Origin of the sequence: Dentiradicibacter hellwigii (genome assembly GCF_041770905.1) — a bacterium.
GTDB lineage: Bacteria > Pseudomonadota > Gammaproteobacteria > Burkholderiales > Rhodocyclaceae > Propionivibrio > Propionivibrio hellwigii.
The window spans coordinates 148,252-165,652 of the sequence record NZ_JBEUWX010000003.1; the positions used below are offsets into that span (position 1 = coordinate 148,252).

General features: G+C 58.6%; 16 protein-coding genes. 8 read left to right on the forward strand and 8 right to left on the reverse strand.

The window, feature by feature from the left end; translation table 11 throughout:
* Window positions 1-361 precede the first annotated feature (361 nt).
* The 4 genes from ABCS64_RS11580 (at window position 362) to hypF (ending at window position 4,632) form a co-directional block, all read left to right on the forward strand.
* A complete protein-coding gene (locus ABCS64_RS11580; protein WP_418892049.1) occupies window positions 362-586 on the forward strand; it encodes a hypothetical protein in 225 nt (74 codons plus the stop codon).
* Between the two features lie 131 nt (window positions 587-717).
* Complete coding sequence (locus tag ABCS64_RS11585; protein WP_418892050.1) at window positions 718-1,929, forward strand: hypothetical protein; 1,212 nt, start codon at window positions 718-720, stop codon at window positions 1,927-1,929.
* A 45-nt stretch (window positions 1,930-1,974) separates the two neighbouring features.
* The gene (locus ABCS64_RS11590) at window positions 1,975-2,124 is read left to right on the forward strand and encodes a hypothetical protein (protein ID WP_418892051.1); all 150 of its coding nucleotides are present in this window, start codon (window positions 1,975-1,977) and stop codon (window positions 2,122-2,124) included.
* Window positions 2,125-2,301: 177 nt separating this feature from the next.
* On the forward strand, window positions 2,302-4,632 hold the full coding sequence (hypF, locus tag ABCS64_RS11595) for a carbamoyltransferase HypF (protein ID WP_418892052.1): 2,331 nt from the start codon (window positions 2,302-2,304) through the stop codon (window positions 4,630-4,632).
* 242 nt (window positions 4,633-4,874) lie between these two features.
* Here hypF and ABCS64_RS11600 read toward each other — a convergent pair whose 3' ends face one another.
* The 6 genes from ABCS64_RS11600 to ABCS64_RS11625 all read right to left on the reverse strand — a co-directional run bounded on the left by ABCS64_RS11600 (window position 4,875) and on the right by ABCS64_RS11625 (window position 11,996).
* Window positions 4,875-5,999, reverse strand: a complete 1,125-nt coding sequence (locus ABCS64_RS11600) for a septal ring lytic transglycosylase RlpA family protein (protein WP_418892053.1) — start codon at window positions 5,997-5,999, stop codon at window positions 4,875-4,877.
* A 16-nt stretch (window positions 6,000-6,015) separates the two neighbouring features.
* On the reverse strand, window positions 6,016-7,122 hold the full coding sequence (gene rodA, locus ABCS64_RS11605; protein ID WP_418892054.1) for a rod shape-determining protein RodA: 1,107 nt from the start codon (window positions 7,120-7,122) through the stop codon (window positions 6,016-6,018).
* A 3-nt stretch (window positions 7,123-7,125) separates the two neighbouring features.
* Window positions 7,126-9,303 carry a penicillin-binding protein 2 gene (mrdA, locus tag ABCS64_RS11610; protein WP_418892055.1) on the reverse strand — a complete coding sequence of 726 codons (2,178 nt, stop codon included), beginning with the start codon at window positions 9,301-9,303 and terminating at the stop codon, window positions 7,126-7,128.
* 16 nt (window positions 9,304-9,319) lie between these two features.
* Window positions 9,320-9,841: a rod shape-determining protein MreD gene (gene mreD, locus ABCS64_RS11615; protein WP_418892056.1), complete on the reverse strand. Its 522-nt coding sequence runs from the start codon at window positions 9,839-9,841 to the stop codon at window positions 9,320-9,322.
* A gap of 3 nt (window positions 9,842-9,844) precedes the next feature.
* Complete coding sequence (gene mreC / locus ABCS64_RS11620) at window positions 9,845-10,759, reverse strand: rod shape-determining protein MreC (RefSeq protein ID WP_418892057.1); 915 nt, start codon at window positions 10,757-10,759, stop codon at window positions 9,845-9,847.
* Window positions 10,760-10,952: 193 nt separating this feature from the next.
* The gene (locus tag ABCS64_RS11625) at window positions 10,953-11,996 is read right to left on the reverse strand and encodes a rod shape-determining protein (RefSeq protein WP_418892058.1); all 1,044 of its coding nucleotides are present in this window, start codon (window positions 11,994-11,996) and stop codon (window positions 10,953-10,955) included.
* Window positions 11,997-12,124: 128 nt separating this feature from the next.
* Here ABCS64_RS11625 and gatC point away from each other — a divergent pair, with 128 nt between their 5' ends.
* From gatC to gatB, 4 genes are read left to right on the forward strand one after another with little or no spacing between them, the layout of a single operon-like run.
* Window positions 12,125-12,412, forward strand: coding sequence for an Asp-tRNA(Asn)/Glu-tRNA(Gln) amidotransferase subunit GatC (gene gatC / locus ABCS64_RS11630; RefSeq protein WP_418892059.1), 288 nt, complete (start codon window positions 12,125-12,127; stop codon window positions 12,410-12,412).
* The gene (gatA, locus tag ABCS64_RS11635; RefSeq protein WP_418892060.1) at window positions 12,409-13,875 is read left to right on the forward strand and encodes an Asp-tRNA(Asn)/Glu-tRNA(Gln) amidotransferase subunit GatA; all 1,467 of its coding nucleotides are present in this window, start codon (window positions 12,409-12,411) and stop codon (window positions 13,873-13,875) included. Before gatC ends, gatA begins: the two co-directional genes overlap by 4 nt.
* 59 nt (window positions 13,876-13,934) lie before the next feature.
* Window positions 13,935-14,528, forward strand: coding sequence for a hypothetical protein (locus ABCS64_RS11640; protein WP_418892061.1), 594 nt, complete (start codon window positions 13,935-13,937; stop codon window positions 14,526-14,528).
* Window positions 14,529-14,547: 19 nt separating this feature from the next.
* Window positions 14,548-16,002: an Asp-tRNA(Asn)/Glu-tRNA(Gln) amidotransferase subunit GatB gene (gene gatB, locus ABCS64_RS11645; protein WP_418892062.1), complete on the forward strand. Its 1,455-nt coding sequence runs from the start codon at window positions 14,548-14,550 to the stop codon at window positions 16,000-16,002.
* A 104-nt stretch (window positions 16,003-16,106) separates the two neighbouring features.
* On the opposite strand, the gene ABCS64_RS11650 is transcribed toward gatB, so the two are convergent.
* Together ABCS64_RS11650 and pyrE are read right to left on the reverse strand one after the other, a co-directional pair.
* Window positions 16,107-16,808, reverse strand: a complete 702-nt coding sequence (locus ABCS64_RS11650; RefSeq protein ID WP_418892063.1) for a hypothetical protein — start codon at window positions 16,806-16,808, stop codon at window positions 16,107-16,109.
* Window positions 16,762-17,400 carry an orotate phosphoribosyltransferase gene (gene pyrE, locus ABCS64_RS11655; RefSeq protein WP_418892064.1) on the reverse strand — a complete coding sequence of 213 codons (639 nt, stop codon included), beginning with the start codon at window positions 17,398-17,400 and terminating at the stop codon, window positions 16,762-16,764. Before pyrE ends, ABCS64_RS11650 begins: the two co-directional genes overlap by 47 nt.
* Between the last annotated feature and the right edge of the window lies 1 nt (window position 17,401).

The following is a 17,401-nucleotide window of genomic DNA, read 5'->3' on the forward strand; positions in this document are numbered from 1 at the left end:
CTTAGCATGCCTGTCCCTTACTGGAACCGTACATGCTGACGAGCGCAGGGAGTCGGACTCTCCATTCAAGATCGAAGATTTCGCGCCCAAGAGAGGGCGCTATAATCGGTGCAGTTGGATCTAGCGCGGCATATGCCGGTGCAGTCATGATGTCGGGCGAGCAAGGTTCATGGGCAGGCTTTGCAGAAGCAGCATCTATCGGTGCGGCCGGTGGTTTTTTTGGAGGTCCAGTTAGCGGATGGGTCGGAAAAGCCATTCTCTCAAGCCAAGTGGGATTCTATGCAGGCATGGTAGGAGGCTTGGTGAGGCGGGGAGTTGAATGCTTTAGCTTACAAAGCATTGATCGTGATGGCGAGAGAGATTGCTGATGGAGGTTGCTGCTGACTGGGGCTGGTGCCATTCTCCCGTCACCATCGGCCTCGGCTTGGGTTTTTGTTTGGCAATGGCCATCCTGGTCGGCACGTTCCGGGGGCGGGCATGGCGCAAAATGCTGAAAGTATCGGAAATGGAGTTCTTCCTGATCATTGCATGCTTCGCGTTTGTCCAGCCGTTCATCCGCCCTCTAGCGCAACATATTTGCCGATAACACCCATGAGCGCCAGCCTTTATGCCGGTTGCCGATTCCTGATACCGTCAATTGCGGGCACCGGTATCGTTCTGTTGTTTGCTGCACCCACGCTGGAGCGCTTTCTTTGCCAGTAGCGGGGCGTACGCGCGATGCCTAGATACCGTGGAGTGCGCATTTGCTTCGTCACATTGGGCATCGGGGCAGGCAGTCTTGCCTGCGGTGCGGAAATCGACGCTTTCGGGCGTTTCACCGATTCGATGCCGGTACGCTCGTGGAGCGAAATCCGCTATACCGGCATGGCGAAGCAGCAGTTCGATTTTTCCTGCGGCGCGGCATCGTTCCTCCGCCCCCGGGAATCGAATAAGGCCGGATTGCCGGAATTTCACCGGATGGCAGGAACCTGCAAAACCTTAAGGAGAAAACTCATGCGACACACTGATACAAGCGTGCAAACTCCGCCGAAATACGCCCGATTGGCCGTCGGCTTGTGGATTGCGGCCGGCCTATTCTGTTTGAACGTACTGGAGGCGCGTGCGGAATCCGCCATCCGGACAAAGCCCGCCACCACGGCTGAGCGTGCGGCAACAGCGGATGCACAATCCACCCAGCTACGGGTGCTGATGGAAAAATCAGGCGCCAGCGCCGCCCTGGATGCCGTCCCGGAAAATATGAAGCGGGGCATCGACGAAGCACTCAAGAAAGCGCCGAAACGCCCGGATGTCGAGCAGTTGCGCAGGCTGTACGCGGTCATCGACACGGCCTATGCACCGGAAAAAACGAAGGCGATGTTCTTCCAGCGCCTTTCCGAAAAAATTCCACCGGAACTGGGCGCAAAGATCCTGGTTTTTCTCGATTCGCCACTGGGCAGACGCATCGTCGAACAGGAAAAACGCTGGCAGGACCCGAAGGTTTTTGCCGAAATCCAGGCCAACGCGGCCAAGCTGATTGCCGAGCTGGGCGGCAATACGACGCGCCTGGCGCTTTACCAATCGCTCGACCAGGCGCTGGAATTGACGCCGAATGCGGTCAAAAGCTTTATTTCCACCGCTATGGCCGTCAATGCCGCCCTGCTTTCCGGCCAGTTTGAAATGCAGAACCGGCCGACGCTGGCCGAGATCCAGAAAAATCTAGAGTCCCAGCAGTTCGCCATTGCCAGCGCCATGTCGCAAACGATGCTCAGCAGCATGGCCTATGCCTATCGCAACCTGTCGGAAGCGGAACTGAACGCCTATCTCCAGTTCGCGCTTTCGCCGGAAGGCAAAGACTTCACCCGCGAATCTTCCGCGATTCTCTCCCAGATCATGATGGAGTGCGCCTACGACGCGGGCAAGCTGGCCCAGCCCGAACAGCCGCCGATTTGAGCTTTTATGCTTCTCGTTAACGCCGCCTTTTCCCGGAGTTCTCGTATGACCCTGCCACCGCAATGTGAGATTTTTACCGAGTTTGCCAAGCTCGGCATCATGATTCAGGGACGCATCAGCGCTCACCTGGAAAGGCACTTCTGTGGGGACGTCAAAACGATACAAAGCCCTGTCGATAACCAAGCGCTCCGGTAACGAGAGCGTAACCGCATGGATCGGTCTGCAATATCAGGGAAACCGGGATTGGGCTAGAATCGACGACCATGACCGTCGGCGCATAACCGGCGTGCTGCCTCGGCTCAAGGCCGACAGCGGATTTTTCCGCTTTTGCCCATACTGCCCACCCTCCAACGGATTTCAGGAGTCGTTCCCGTGCAAACAACGCGCCATCCGCTGCCTCCGTCACTCACCTGTCAGCGCATCCGCGTCAGCGGTATCGTCCAGGGGGTCGGGTTCCGCCCCACCGTCTGGCGGCTGGCCAAGGCGCTTGGCCTGACCGGCTGGGTGCGCACCGATCCGCGCGGCGTCGAAATCGAAGCCTGCGGCACGCCGGACCAGATCGAGGCACTGATCAAGCGCCTGCGCCACGATGCGCCGCCCATGGCGCGCATCGATGCCATCACCTCTCGCTTTGCCGGATCGGTTTCGGTCTCCGAAGATTTCTTCATTCTCGATAGTCTGGGCGGGCGCGCCGCAACGATGATCGGCCCGGACATCGCCGTCTGCCGCGACTGCCTAAGCGAGATGTTCGATCCGGAAAACCGCCGCTGGCGTTACGCGCTGACCGACTGCGCGCACTGCGGCTCACGTTACTCGGTATGCAACAGCCTGCCGTTTGAGCGGGAACACACCAGCTACAAGCTGTTTTCCCCCTGCCGCAAATGCAATGCCGAATACCGCCGCCTGGACGGGCGACGCGCCCATGCGGAAATTTTGTGCTGCCCGAAATGCGGTCCGCAGCTCCGGTTTCTCGATGCCTCCGGTAATGAAGTCGCCGGTGATGCGATCGCCCATGCCTGGCAAGCCATCCAACGCGGCGAGATTGTCGCCGTCAAGGGCACGGGCGGGTTTCACCTTTTTGCTGACGCCCGCAACGCCAAAGCCGTCGCGCGGCTGCGCGAACGCAAACATCGCCCTGTCAAACCTTTTCCGGTCATGTTCGCCAATTCCCGCTCGGCGATTCCTTACGTGCAGTTTAAGGTCGGCGAACCTGGCTGGCTGACCTCTCCGGAGCGGCCGATCATCCTGCTCGACAAGCGGCCGCAATGCGATGAGCGCCTGCCCGGCATTGCGCCCGATCTGCCGCGACTGGGCGTCATTCTGCCCTTTGCGCCGGTGCACTATCTGCTTTTCCACGAGGCCGCCGGTCGGCCGGCCGGAACGGCCTGGCTCGAACAGGATCAGGAACTGGCATTGCTGATGAGCAGCGCCAATCCTCCCGATGAGCCGATCGTCATCGGTAACGACGAGGCGCTGGCACGGCTGGCGGGCATTGCTGACGCCTATCTCATAGACAATGCCGACATTGTGACGCGCTGCGACGACAGCATCGCCTATTCGGCCCTGGGCGGTCTGCAGCTGATCCGGCGCGGACGCGGCCATGCGCCGGCGACTGTCAAGCTGACGCACCCCGGTCCGTCGGTACTGGCGGTCGGCGGACCTTCCGGCAATGCCGTCTGCATCACGCGCGGTGACGAAGCATTTCTCTCCCAGCATCTGGGCGAACTGTCGAATCCGGCGGCGCTTGCCGGTTTCGAGGAAACGATCCGGCATCTCCTCAAAATGCTGGACGTATCGCCGATGCTCATTGCCCACGATCTGCATCGGGATGTCTTTTCGTATGCGCCGATACGCGATATGGCGCGCCAGCGCGTGATACCGATGCTTGCGGTGCAGCATCACCACGCCCACGTGGCAGCCGTTCTCGCGGAACACCAGCTGGACGAACCTATGTGCGGCCTAGTGCTCGATGGCGGCGAGGCCGGCGTCGACGGGACATTGTGGGGCGGCGAGCTATTGTGGGTCGACGGCGCGCATTTCGAGCGGCGCGCACACCTTGTCCCCATCGGCCTGGCGGGCACTAGCGAAGCGGCGCATGAACCGTGGCGGCTGGCGGCGGCCGTTCTCCACCATATCGGCTGCAACATGGAAATCACCCGCCGCTTCGCCGCGCAGGCAGAAGCGCCGCGCCTGGCGGCACAACTGGATTCCGATGCCGAGAAAGCGGATTCGAGCAGTCTCGGCTGCCTGTTCGATGCAGCGGCCGCGCTCCTCGGGCTGACGCAGACATCGGCCTTCCCGTCACACGCCGAACTACTGATGGAAGGCGCCGCCGAGAACTTCGGCACAATCGAGCCGCTAGCCAGCGGCTGGCGGATCACGGCGGAGGGGCAGCTTGATTTTTCCCCGCTGTTTCTGCACCTGCGCTCGGAATCGGATGCGCGGCGGGGCGCGGCGCTGTACTTTGCGACGACGGCGGCCGCGCTGGCGGACTGGCTGCGCAAGCTGCTGCCGGCAAACAGCCGCGTCGCCCTCAGCGGCAGATGCCTGCAAAACCGCTTTTTTGCCCGGGAATTGCGTTTCCGCATCGGTGAATGCGGCCTGCAAACGCTGGAAGCGCGCCGCGCGCCGCCCAACGACGGCAATCTGGCGCTCGGCCAGGCCTGGATCGCGCAGCACTATCTGCTCGATGAAACCCCTTAGCCGCACGGCATACTCAAAACCGCCTTGCAGCCCGACGGTGCCCAAGGCGGATCATCGACGGCCATAGCGCCGCATTTCCGCGTGAAGACGGCGCATGGCCGGGAAAACATGAAAACGTGGCCGCTGCCCGGCCACTGCGGTTCATCTGCAAGCCATCTGTGCAGCAGAACTGCCGCTGCGACCTATCCGCCGCCTGCTACGCGACGACGGGTGCACAACGGAAAGCCCCCAGGACGCCGGGTTCAGCGGTTATAGGTCACGAGCCGCGGTTTCTGTCCCCCATACGTCCTATGAATTTTTTCAGCGGCCTGTTCGGCTTCGTTGCGCTGGGCGTAGGGGCCGACCTGAACGCGGTATAGCCTGCCGCTGGGAATTACGTGAATCACGCCATTGAGCCAGTCCAGCTCACGCGCCAGGTGCGCGCGCAAGCTTTCAGCATTGTCGCCGCTGGCAAAGGCGCCGATCTGCAAATAAATGCCGGATGTGGGCGCGCGGATGGGCGCCTCATCGTCTGCGGCAGCCGCGTCGCGCGCTTTGTCCTTTTCCGCCATGATCCGGGCGATGTCGTCGCGTTCGTCGGCAACGGGTGACGGAAGGCGGGAAATGGAAGACTGCGATGGTGGCTGATTGTAGGCATAGACGGCGCCTGGCGCGCTCGTGGCCAGGCGGGCTTCATTGAGACGACTCATGCCATCATTTTTGCCCGGCACAATCGCTTCGACTTCGACCAGCGTGCTGCCCGTTTTGATATAACCGAGGCGATGCGCTGCCGCGTAGGAAAGATCGATGATCCGGTTGGAATGAAAAGGGCCGCGGTCATTGACGCGGACAACGACGCTCTTGCCGTTGGCCGGGTTGGTAATACGCGCGTAGGAAGGCAGCGGCAGCGTCGGGTGCGCGGCGGTCATCGCAAACATGTCGTAGCGCTCGCCGGTCGAAGTCTTCTGGCCGTGGAATTTCTTGCCGTACCAGCTGGCAACGCCGCGCTGGCGAAACGGCCGCACGTGGGAAGCAGGCGTGTAGTATTTGCCGAAAACGTTGTACGGCCGGTTAGCAAAGCGATGTAACGGCTCCTGACGCGGCACGGCGTCGGGCAAGTCATCGAGATTGTCGGGAATTTCGTCGCCCGGGCCATCGTCCTTGTAGTAGCCGCCGCCACGCCGGGTAGAACGGGCGTCACCGCTCTCTGCCTTGCCGGAGGCAGCGACCGCATCCGTCCCGCTTCCGCCGCGTACGCGCTCCCCGCCGCCACAGGCAGCCAGCAGGCATGGCACCAGCACCAGAATGAAAAACCTACGCAAAACCACGCCGACGAATGCGGGCAATACAGATGTCAGGGCTGCTAGCGCCGATATTTGACGGATCATCGTCACCTCCTTTCAATCATCTGCGGTTGAGCGAGCGATGCGACTGAATGCTCATCAAAATGCCAATGCCCAGAAACAGCATCACCAAAGCCGTACCGCCATAGCTCATAAACGGCAACGGTACGCCGACGACGGGCAGAATGCCGCTGACCATGCCCATGTTGATGAATGCGTAGGTAAAGAAACTCAGCGTGATTGAACCGGCCAGCAGGCGGGAAAACAGGGTCGAAGCGTTGGCTGCGATCATCAGTCCGCGCAGGATCAGCAACGCATAGAGCGTCAGCAGAATGACCGCTCCCAGCAGCCCATGCTCTTCCGCGAAAACGGCAAAAATGAAATCTGTGTGGCGCTCTGGAATGAATTCAAGGTGCGTCTGCGTTCCATCCAGCCAGCCTTTGCCATACGGCCCGCCAGAACCGATGGCGATGGTTGACTGGATGATGTGGTAGCCCGCACCGAGCGGGTCGGTCGTTGGATCAAGCAGCGTCAGAATCCGCCTGCGCTGGTAGTCATGCAGCACACTCCAGAAGAATGGCGCGGCGGCGGCGGCGGCGGCAAGCATGCCGCCCATCACTTTCCAGGGCAGGCCGGCAAAGAAAATCACATAAAAGCCGGCGGCGCCGACCAGAATAGCGGTGCCCAGATCGGGCTGCCTGGCGATCAGCGCAAACGGGACAAGCAACAGCAGGAAAGCAACAACGTAATGGCGCAGGCTGAGCACCGTTTCATATTTGTGGAAATACCAGGCCAGCATCAGCGGTGTGGCGATCTTGAAAATTTCCGAGGGCTGAATGCGGATGATGCCCAGTGAGAGCCAGCGGCGCGCGCCGTTGACGACGACGCCCAGCGGAAAAACCAGCACCAGCAGAATGATGCCCACGCCATACAGCGGCAAGGAGAAACGCATCAATCGCTGCGGCGGACACTGGGCGGCTCCCCACATGACCCCCAGGCCGACCGCCATGTTGAGCAGGTGGCTGAACACCCGGCTGCCCGTATCATAGGTAGCGCTGAAAACCGTGGCCAGGCCGATCAGCAGCAGCGGCAGAACGATGCCGAACAGACCCAGGTCAATATTGGCCAGGAGCCGGCTGAAAAAACGGCGGACATATTCACCAAACATCGTTCATCCCTCCTGGCCGTCTGCACGCACTGGGGGCGCCGGTTGGGCCGGGTCAGCCGGCATGCCTGGTGCCGCGGGATGGCCGGGACGGATCGAATCATGCGGCTCCATTGCCCCGGCATCGATCAATGTCCCATGAGGGCGACCTGCCGCCGATGGGGCGGCGAGCTTCGGATCGGCGTGCGTCACCGCGGCCTCATCTTCGCCTTTCTCGCCGCCATCGCGCGCATCCCGCACCTCTTCGTGTTCTTCGGACCCTTCATGCACATCATCGTCCTCGTGGGCATCCTCGTCCTCCTTGACAGCGCCTTTCGCGGCTTTGCCGAGTAGGTAATAGTCGAGCACCGCACGCGCAATCGGTGCAGCGGACTGTGCACCGAAACCACCATTTTCGACCAATACGGCCAGGGCGATTTTCGGCGCTTCAACCGGCGCGAAAGCAATGAACAGCGCATGATCACGCAGTTCTCGCCGGATACGGCTAGCCCGGTATTCTCCGCCTTTCAGGCTGAACACCTGCGCCGTTCCTGTTTTGCCGCCCGAGGTGTACGGAGCGCCCGCAAACGCACGCGCCCCTGTACCTTCCCTGTTGACGCCCATCATCGCTTTTTTAACGATGTCGAAATGCCGCTGTTTCCACGGCAATTTACGCAGTGGCTCCGGCTCGATCAGCGTCTTTTCACCCGTTCGGGCATTGACGATATGCTTGACTAAATGCGGGCGGTACATCACACCGTCGTTGGCGAGCGTCGCTGTCGCTTGCGCCAGTTGCAACGGCGTATAAGCGTTATATCCCTGTCCGATACCGATCGAGATTGTCTCGCCGGCGTACCATTTTTGTTGCTCGGGACGCCGGAAGCGCTTGCGCTTCCATTCCGGTGAAGGCAGTACGCCCGTCGACTCGCCTTCAATGTCGATGTCGGTTTTCTGCCCAAAGCCCAGCTGCGCCATATAACGGGCGATCGTGTCGATCCCCATATCGTTGGCCAGCGCATAGTAATAGGTATCGCAGGAATGGACGATCGACTGGTGCATATTCACCACGCCATGCCCGCCCCGCTTGCTGTCGCGGAATGTATTCCCGCCAAACCGGAAATAGCCGGGATCGAACGTCGTCTGGCCAGGCGTGCGCTTGCCGCTTTCCAGCGCTGCCAGCGCCATAAACGGCTTGAAGGTCGAACCCGGCGGGTACGCGCCGTTCAACGCACGATCGACCATCGGCCGATCCGGCGATTTATAGAGCGCCTCCCAGTCTTCCTGGCGAATGCCGTCGACAAATAGATTGGGATCAAAATTGGGCATCGAGACCAAGGCCAGAATGCCACCCGTCGACGGTTCGATGGCAACCAGCGCGCCGCGCCGGTCACCAAAAGCCTTTTCCGCGACCGCCTGAAGTCCGGTATCGAGTGTCAGCGTCAGATCGCCGCCCGGCGTCGGCGGCGTGCGCGCCAGGCTGCGCAGCGCCCGCCCGCCTGCATCGATCTCGACTTCCTCGTAACCCGTCTGACCGTGCAAATGAAATTCGTAGGATTTTTCGAGGCCAATCTTACCAATGTGGTCACTGCCCTTGTAATTGGCCGTCTGCTCCTTCTTGTCGATATAGTTCAGGTCATCCTTGTTGATGCGTCCGATATAGCCAATGGCATGCGCAGCCACCGGCCCCAGCGGATATTCACGGAATTGCCGCTCTTTGACTTCGACGCCGGAAAAGCGATAGCGATTGACGGCAAAACGTGCGACTTCTTCTTCGCTAAGACGTGTGCGCAACGGCAGACTTTCAAAGGACTTGTTTTTCTCCCCGAGCAGACGGCGGAAACGCCGCTTGTCCTTCGGCTGGATGTCGATGATCTCAGCCAGTCCTTCGATTGTCGCCTCCAGGTCATCGACCTTGGACGGCGTTATCTCCAATGTGAACGCCGAATAATTACGTGCCAGCACGACACCGTTGCGGTCGGTAATCAGGCCGCGATTGGGCGGCGCAGGGATCAGCGCAATACGATTATCCTCGGCGCGGGTAACGTAATAATCATGCCGAAAGATCTGCAGATAGACGAAACGCGCCGTCAAGAGAGAAAAAGCCAGCAGCACCGCGCCCGCCGCAAAATAGATGCGAAAGCGGAAGCGCCCGGCTTCGCTATCCGTAAAATGCTGCGGAATGAAATAGCGGGAATCGCTGAACAAAGAGAAAATCCTCGACTCAGATTGGCCGGTTGGCGTCGCGTTCGATCGGCTGATATTGCGGCAACAGCAGGATAAAAGTCAGCAGCGGCCATAGCGCGGCGGCAATGCATGGGCCAGCAAAATACGGCAGCCCCGGAAATTCGACGCCGAGGGGAAGACGCACAGCCAACTGGACGGCGGGCGCAATCAGGAGCAGCGGCAAGGCATGCAGCGCCTGCTGCCCCAGCGAGAACCAGAGAATACGCCGCGAAAGCAACATGGCCAGATAGGCGATGATGACATACGCCAGGGCGTGCTGCCCCATCAGGCTGGCATCGGCCACGTCCATCGCCAACCCAAAAAGAAAGGCGTATCCCATCCCAACGTAACGCGGCTCACGGACACACCAGAAAACAAGCGTCAAGGCGACCCAGTCGGGTATCCACAGCCAGGAAGACGTCGGCATAAAATTCAGTAACAGCGCAACCAGCAGGCTCAACCGGATAAACCAGGGATTGGCCGGTTGTAGGATACGCGATGAGGCGTGAGTCGCTTGCATACATTAGCCCCTTTTGGGTCGTTTTTTCTTCCCGGACTTGCCACCCGCCGACGGGCGCGGAGTCCGCAGTTCTTCTGGAATCGCCACCGGCTCGCGCACGGCCAGCACCATGACTTCGTTGTAATTTTCCACTCCGGCCAACGGTTTACAGAAGATCCGCGGAAACGCATAGGACGCATTGCGTTCGATATGCGTTACCCGTGCCACAGGCAAACCGCGCGGAAACACGCCGTCCAGGCCGGACGTGACGATCAGGTCGCCATTGTTGATATCGGCGTTGGCAGGCATGAAACGCAGCTCCAACTGTCCGTCGCCCAAACCAAACGCTATCGAACGCAGGCCGTTGCGCACAACCTGGACGGGAATCGACTGATCTTTGTCGGTCAGCAATGTAATCTCGGCGGCAAAAGGAAAAACGCGCGTCACCTGGCCGATGACACCCACGTCATCGATGACCGGCTGCCCGGCGGTAACCGTCGCCATCTGTCCTTTGTCGACGACGATACGCTGGGTATAGGGATCGCGCACGGCATGCAGAATCTGCGCAACGACCCCACTGGGATGCTCGCGCTCACGAAGCTCCAGCAAGCGGCGCAGTCTGGCATTTTCACGCTCAAGCTGCTCGGTGCGCGTCAGGTTGGCGGCATTATCAAGCTGCTCGCGCTTCATCCGGAAATTTTCTTCTTGCAGACGTGCAACGCTAGAGAGATAAGCGCGTGCCTGAACCAACAAGGCAGCAGGCATCTGCGCCGCCCGCTGTAACGGATCAGTGATCAGGGAAAGGCTCTGGCGCGCCAGATCCAGCGTATGAAAGCGCGCATCGATCACAATCAGCACCAGCGACAAGGTCACGTAAAAGAACAAACGCGCTAGCGGAGCGGGGCCTCGTTTAAAAAATGGCGGTGGCTGATGATCCATGCAAAGTTTCGAGAAAAAACTTCAGCAATAGCAAAATGACTGAAAAAACAGTATGCACCCGGGCAGATCACTCCGGTCATCCTGACCACTCCGCTAACGAATCACGCCGGCAAACGGACGGATCAAAACCGCGCTACGCACTGTGGGCGCGCGCCGAATTAGCCGGGCGCGCATCCACGATGATCCACCCCGGTCAATCCGAAGCGAAAATGCTGCCCAGCTTGTCCATGCGCTCGAGCGCGATTCCGCAGCCACGCGCAACGCAGGTCAGCGGCTCTTCGGCAACGATCACCGGCAGCCCCGTCTCTTCCATCAGCAAGCGGTCGAGATCGTGCAAAAGCGCGCCGCCGCCGGTCAGCACCAGTCCCTTGTCGGCAATATCAGCGCCCAACTCGGGTGGCGTCTTCTCCAGCGCTGACTTGACGGCAGAGACAATGCTGTTGAGCGGATCGGTCAATGCTTCGAGAATTTCGTTTGAGGAAATCGTAAATTTGCGCGGGATACCTTCGGCCTTATTGATACCGGAAACCTCCATTTCCTGCACTTCGGTACCGGGGAAAGCCGAGCCGATCTGCTTCTTGATGCTTTCCGCTGTATTCTCGCCGATCAGCATGCCGTAGTTACGGCTGATATAGTTAATGATCGCTTCATCGAGTTTGTCGCCGCCGATACGCACCGAACCGGAATACACCATGCCGCCCAACGAAATCACGCCGACCTCCGTCGTGCCGCCGCCAATATCGACGACCATCGAACCGGTTGCTTCGGCGACAGGCAGATCGGCACCGATTGCCGCCGCCATCGGTTCTTCGATCAAAAATACCTGGCGGGCACCCGCATTCTCGGCCGAATCACGGATAGCGCGGCGCTCCACCTGCGTCGAGCCGGACGGCACGCAAACGATAATACGCGGACTGGGCGACAGCAGGCGCGAGTCGTGCACCTTGCGGATGAACTGCTTGAGCATCTGCTCGGTCCACGTAAAATCGGCAATGACCCCATCTTTCATCGGCCGGATGACGGTAATCTGTCCGGGCGCCTTGCCAAGCATTTCCTTGGCGCTCTGCCCCACCGCCTGAATCACCCGCTTGGAGTTTGGGCCGCCATCCATGCGGATGGCGACCACTGAAGGTTCATCGAGAACGATGCCCTTGCCACGCATATAAATCAGGGTATTCGCGGTACCAAGATCAATGGCAAGATCGTTCGAAAAATAACTGCGCAAGAAACTGAACATGCCTAAGTATCCAAAAACGCCGCCATACTGCGGCTGGTAAAGCTTTTATGATACCTTATACGGCCATTATTTTGATGAGTTGACCTTTTGATTTTTCCCACTATTTTTTGTCTTTTTTCTACTTTTCTATGTCGATCACCCATGAACACGTAAAGCGCGTAGCGCAATTGGCGCAGCTTGAAATCAGCGCCGACGAAAACGAAACGATTCGCGCACAGCTCGATGACATCATCGGACTAATCGAACAACTCCAGGCTGTCGATACACACGGCGTCGAACCAATGGCGCATGTACTCGACCTCGGCCAGCGTTTGCGTCCTGACATCGTCACAGAAAGCAACCGGCGCGAAGATTTTCTGGCAATCGCACCGCAGACCGAAGCCGGACTCTTTATCGTGCCAAAGGTGATCGAATGATTCCGCATGACATCAAATCACTGGCCGCGGCGCTGGCGAACAAAGAAATTTCCAGCGTTGAACTGACCCGCAGCTATCTCGACCGAATCGAATGCATCAATCCGGCACTCAATGCCTATATCACCATCGTTCCGGAAAAAAGTTTGGCGCAGGCAGCGGCGGCAGATGCCCGTATTGCCGCCGGTCAGGCCACACCATTGACCGGCATTCCACTGGCGCAGAAGGACATTTTCTGCGCCAAGGGCTGGCTGACGACCTGTGGCTCAAAGATGCTGGGTAACTTCGTGAGTCCCTATGACGCCACGGTGATTGAACGGCTCAACGCCGCCGGCGTGGTCACTCTGGGAAAAACGAATATGGACGAATTTGCCATGGGTGCATCGAACGAGACTTCATATTACGGTGTAACCCGCAATCCTTGGGATACGGACAGATCACCAGGCGGCTCTTCGGGCGGTTCGGCAGCCGCGGTGGCGGCCCTGCTGGCGGCCGCGGCGACAGGCACCGACACAGGCGGTTCGATCCGTCAGCCGGCGGCACTCTGCAATCTGAGCGGCATCAAGCCAACATACGGCACGGTTTCACGCTACGGCATGATTGCCTATGCATCCTCGCTCGACCAGGGTGGGCCGATCGCGCATACGGCGGAAGATTGTGCCATGTTGCTCAACGCCATGGCCGGTTTCGATGAGCGCGATTCGACCAGCCTTGACCGTCCGGCCGAAGATTACACACGCGATCTCGATAAACCTCTGGCCGGCCTAAAAATCGGCCTACCCAAGGAATTTTATGGAGAGGGGTGCGACGCCGAGGTCATGGCGCGCGTCGAAGCCGCCGTGGCCGAATACCAAAAACTGGGCATGACAACCGTGGAAGTCAGTCTACCGAACCTGAAACTGGCGGTACCCACTTATTACGTCATTGCCTCGGCTGAAGCCAGCACCAACCTGTCGCGCTACGACGGCGTCCGCTACGGCTATCGTGCCCCGAAATACGCCGACCTTAACGATATGTATGCAAAAAGCCGCTCGCAAGGCTTTGGCATCGAAGTCAAGCGGCGCATTCTGATCGGTACCTATGTATTGTCGCATGGCTACTACGATGCCTATTATCTGCAAGCTCAGCGCGTCCGCCGCCTAATTGCGGCAGACTTTGCCGAAGCGTTCAAACACTGCGACGTCATTATGGGGCCAACCTATCCAACCCCAGCGTTCAGACTGGGTGAGAAAATCGGCAACCCGGTGCAAATGTATCTGTCGGACATTTACACCGTGGCCGTCAATCTTGCCGGCCTGCCCGGCATGTCGATCCCCTGCGGCTTCTCCGGCCAAACATCCCCATTGCCGGTCGGGCTGCAGTTGATCGGCGACTATTTCAGCGAGGCGCGGCTACTCAATATCGCGCACCGTTATCAGCAAGCCACCGACTGGCACCTGCACCAGCCGCCGGCACTTGCGGCATAACGAGGCAAACGCCGCAACACAAAGTTACTAACAGCATGGGTTTGACTGGAGAAAAACACATGTTTCTGACGATGGCCGAAATTTCCCGAAACAGACGGCATGCTGGCTACGCCGGAAGAATTCCCGGCATACAGCGCCTATGCCTTGCCGCCATGCTGACAACTTTGCTGGCAGCGTGTGCAACCACCGATCAGGCCACTGGCGATAAGGCTAAAAAAGAAACATCGGCCTCTGGGCATATCCAGACGGGTCAAATCAGCCCGCAAACCCTGCGCCGGCTGCGCGGACGAAAGATGCAGCAAATTCACGACCGGGCGCTGAATGTCAAGGCGGCGTGCACGTTCAAGGACGTCAACGGCGGCAAGGGCCGCCTTGATCTATTGGTGGAACACGCCGAAGTCAAGCGCCTGAGTGCAGAAATCGGCATTCCTAAACACGGCGTCTGTCGCTTCGACTTGCCCGCATTCACACAAACATCCCGCATGCCCAATGTCGAATTGCACAATCCGGCCAATGCCTGCCTGATTCGCCTATGGGAGCAAAACAAGGGCGTCACGATCGCCTTTCATAATTGCCGTGCGCAATGCAGCGGCGACGCTGTCGATTATCTGTGGCCGATCCTGGTCAATCCGCGCAATGGTCGTTGTGCCTGAATATAGAGAGAAATAAACAATGAAATCATGGGAAGTCGTCATTGGCATTGAAACGCACGTCCAGCTGCTGACCCGTTCAAAGATTTTTTCCGGCAGTTCGACCGCCTTCGGTGCCGAGCCGAACGTGCAGGCTAATGCCGTCGATATCGCCTTGCCGGGCGTGCTGCCGGTGCTCAACCGCGGTGCGGTGGAATGCGCCATTCGCTTTGGTCTGGCCGTCGGGGGCAACATCGCGCCCAAATCGGTATTTGCCCGCAAAAACTATTTCTATCCGGATTTGCCCAAAGGTTATCAGATCAGCCAGTTTGAACTACCCGTCGTCAGCAGCGGCCAGGTCCGCATCCGGCTCGGTCAAGGCGAGGAGACAACGGAGAAAACAATCCGCCTGACGCGCGCGCATCTGGAGGAAGATGCCGGTAAATCTATCCATGAAGGGATTCACGGCGCTTCGGGGATCGACCTCAACCGCGCCGGCACCCCACTGCTTGAAATCGTTAGCGAACCTGATCTGAGATCATCGGCGGAAGCCGCCGCTTATGCGCGTGCCCTGCACGCACTCGTGCGCTGGATCGGCATCTGCGATGGCAACATGCAGGAAGGCTCATTCCGCTGCGACGCTAACGTATCGGTACGTCCGCTGGGGCATCAGGAATTCGGCACGCGGCGCGAAATCAAGAATCTCAACTCATTCCGTTTCCTGCAACAGGCCATCGATTACGAAGTGCAGTGGCAAATCGCCGAAATCGAGGAAGGCCGCGCCATTCGCCAAGCCACCGTGCTATTTGATCCGGGCAGCGGCGAAACACGCGCCATGCGATCCAAAGAAGACGCGCACGACTATCGCTACTTTCCTGACCCCGATCTACTGCCGCTCTTTATTGACCACGACTGGATCGAGCGCGAACGCGCCGCCTTGCCGGAATTGCCCGATGCCAAGAAACAACGCTTCAGCGCAGACTATGGCCTTTCTGCCTATGATGCCGCTGCGCTCACCGCATCACTTGAAATGGCCGACTATTTCGAGGCTGCGGTTGCTGTTGCCGGAAAATCTGCCGCTAAAATCTGTGCCAACTGGGTCATGGTCGATCTGGCCGCACGTCTACACAAAGAAGACAAAACTATCGTCGAATCGCCCGTCAGTGCCGCGCAGCTCGGCGGTCTGGCAGCGCGCATTGCCGACAACACAATCTCCAACGCCATTGCCAAGAAGGTTTTTGAAGCCCTCTGGAGCGGAGAAGGCGCCAGTGCCGACGCCATCATTGAACAGCGCGGCCTGCGGCAGATTACCGATAGCGGCGCCATCGAAAAATTGGTCGATGATGTGCTCGCAGCCAATGCAGTCATGGTTGCCGAATTCAAGTCAGGCAAGCAGAAAGCATTCAATGCGCTGGTCGGCCAAACGATGAAAGCCGCCAAGGGTAAAGCCAACCCGCAACAGGTCAATGAGCTGTTGCGACGCAAATTGACAGATTAACCAAGAGGACAAAGGCAAGGCGCTACGCGACTCATGCCGCGCCTTGTATGTGGGCGCCTGCCTTAGCGTACGGTCAATTGCGGCCGATCAGAAACAATACAAGATCAACGAGGACGCGGACGCTTGCTCAGCTCAACGAAACGCGCTTTCTCCTCGCCATATTTGGCACGAATAGTTTCCAGCTCTTTTTTCTTGGCCTCAATCAGTGACGTTTGCGCATTGATTTCGACGTCACCTTCCTTTAGTCCCTTCTGCACTTCAGGTGGCATAGGCTTTTTCTTATAAAACTCGGCTTCTTCTTCATATTTCTTACGCGCCTGTTTGGCGCTTTCTATTTTGGCTTCGGCATTCTTGATCGACTGCAAAATATCCTTCTCGGCACGCGCTTGCATCGCATCGATCTCGGCTTCGCTACCATAGGTATTGAGCAAAGCCCGATCTTTCAGATCCTGCTCTTTACGTTTTTCTTCCTCGATCTTGCGTTTTTCTTCCTCAATTTTCCGCTGCGCACGCTGTTCGGCGGTCAGCGGCGCAGGAACCTTACGGATGGTCGATCCGCTACGGCCAACCTCGCGGTAGGCACGGCCAAAACACGCCTGGGGCAAAAGATCGCCGCAAACCTGCCGCCCACCCGCATCATTACAGCAATACACCGCGCCTGACGACTGGCCGGTCGTTTTGCCAGCAGAGAACACCGCACCGCCAAATAAAGACAAAGTGCCGAAAATGGCAAGATTCGTAAACAGTTTTTTTGACATACTAATTGACACCATACTGACGACGATATTGTAAAACCGCATTTTCATGCGCCTTAAATTCCGGATGATGGCTCAGAAAAGCCATCAGGTCATTGAGCGTCGCCACGGCGACAACCGGAATTCCAAAATCCTGTTCGACTTCCTGCACGGCAGAGAGGGTGCCCGTCCCCCGTTCCATGCGATCGAGCGCAATCACGACACCGCATGGCTCGGCCCCAGCAGCACGGATGATCTCGACCGATTCGCGCACAGAGGTACCGGCAGAAATCACATCGTCGATGACCAACACGCGCCCTGCCAGTTTCGCGCCAATGATATGGCCGCCTTCGCCATGATCCTTCACCTCTTTGCGATTGAAGGCAAAAGGCACATTACGACCAGCGCGCGCAAGTGCCAAAGCGCTCACGGCAACTAGCGGAATCCCTTTATAGGCGGGGCCGAACAGCATGTCCATCGATGCACCGCTGGCAAGGATCGCCTTGGCGTAAAATTGCGAAAGTCGGTCGAGCGCCGCGCCGTCATTAAATAGCCCGGCATTGAAGAAGTACGGTGACAGGCGGCCGGCCTTAGTCTTGAATTCGCCGAAACGCAGTACATTCAGGTTCAGGGCGAATTCTATGAATTCCTGACGAAAATCCATG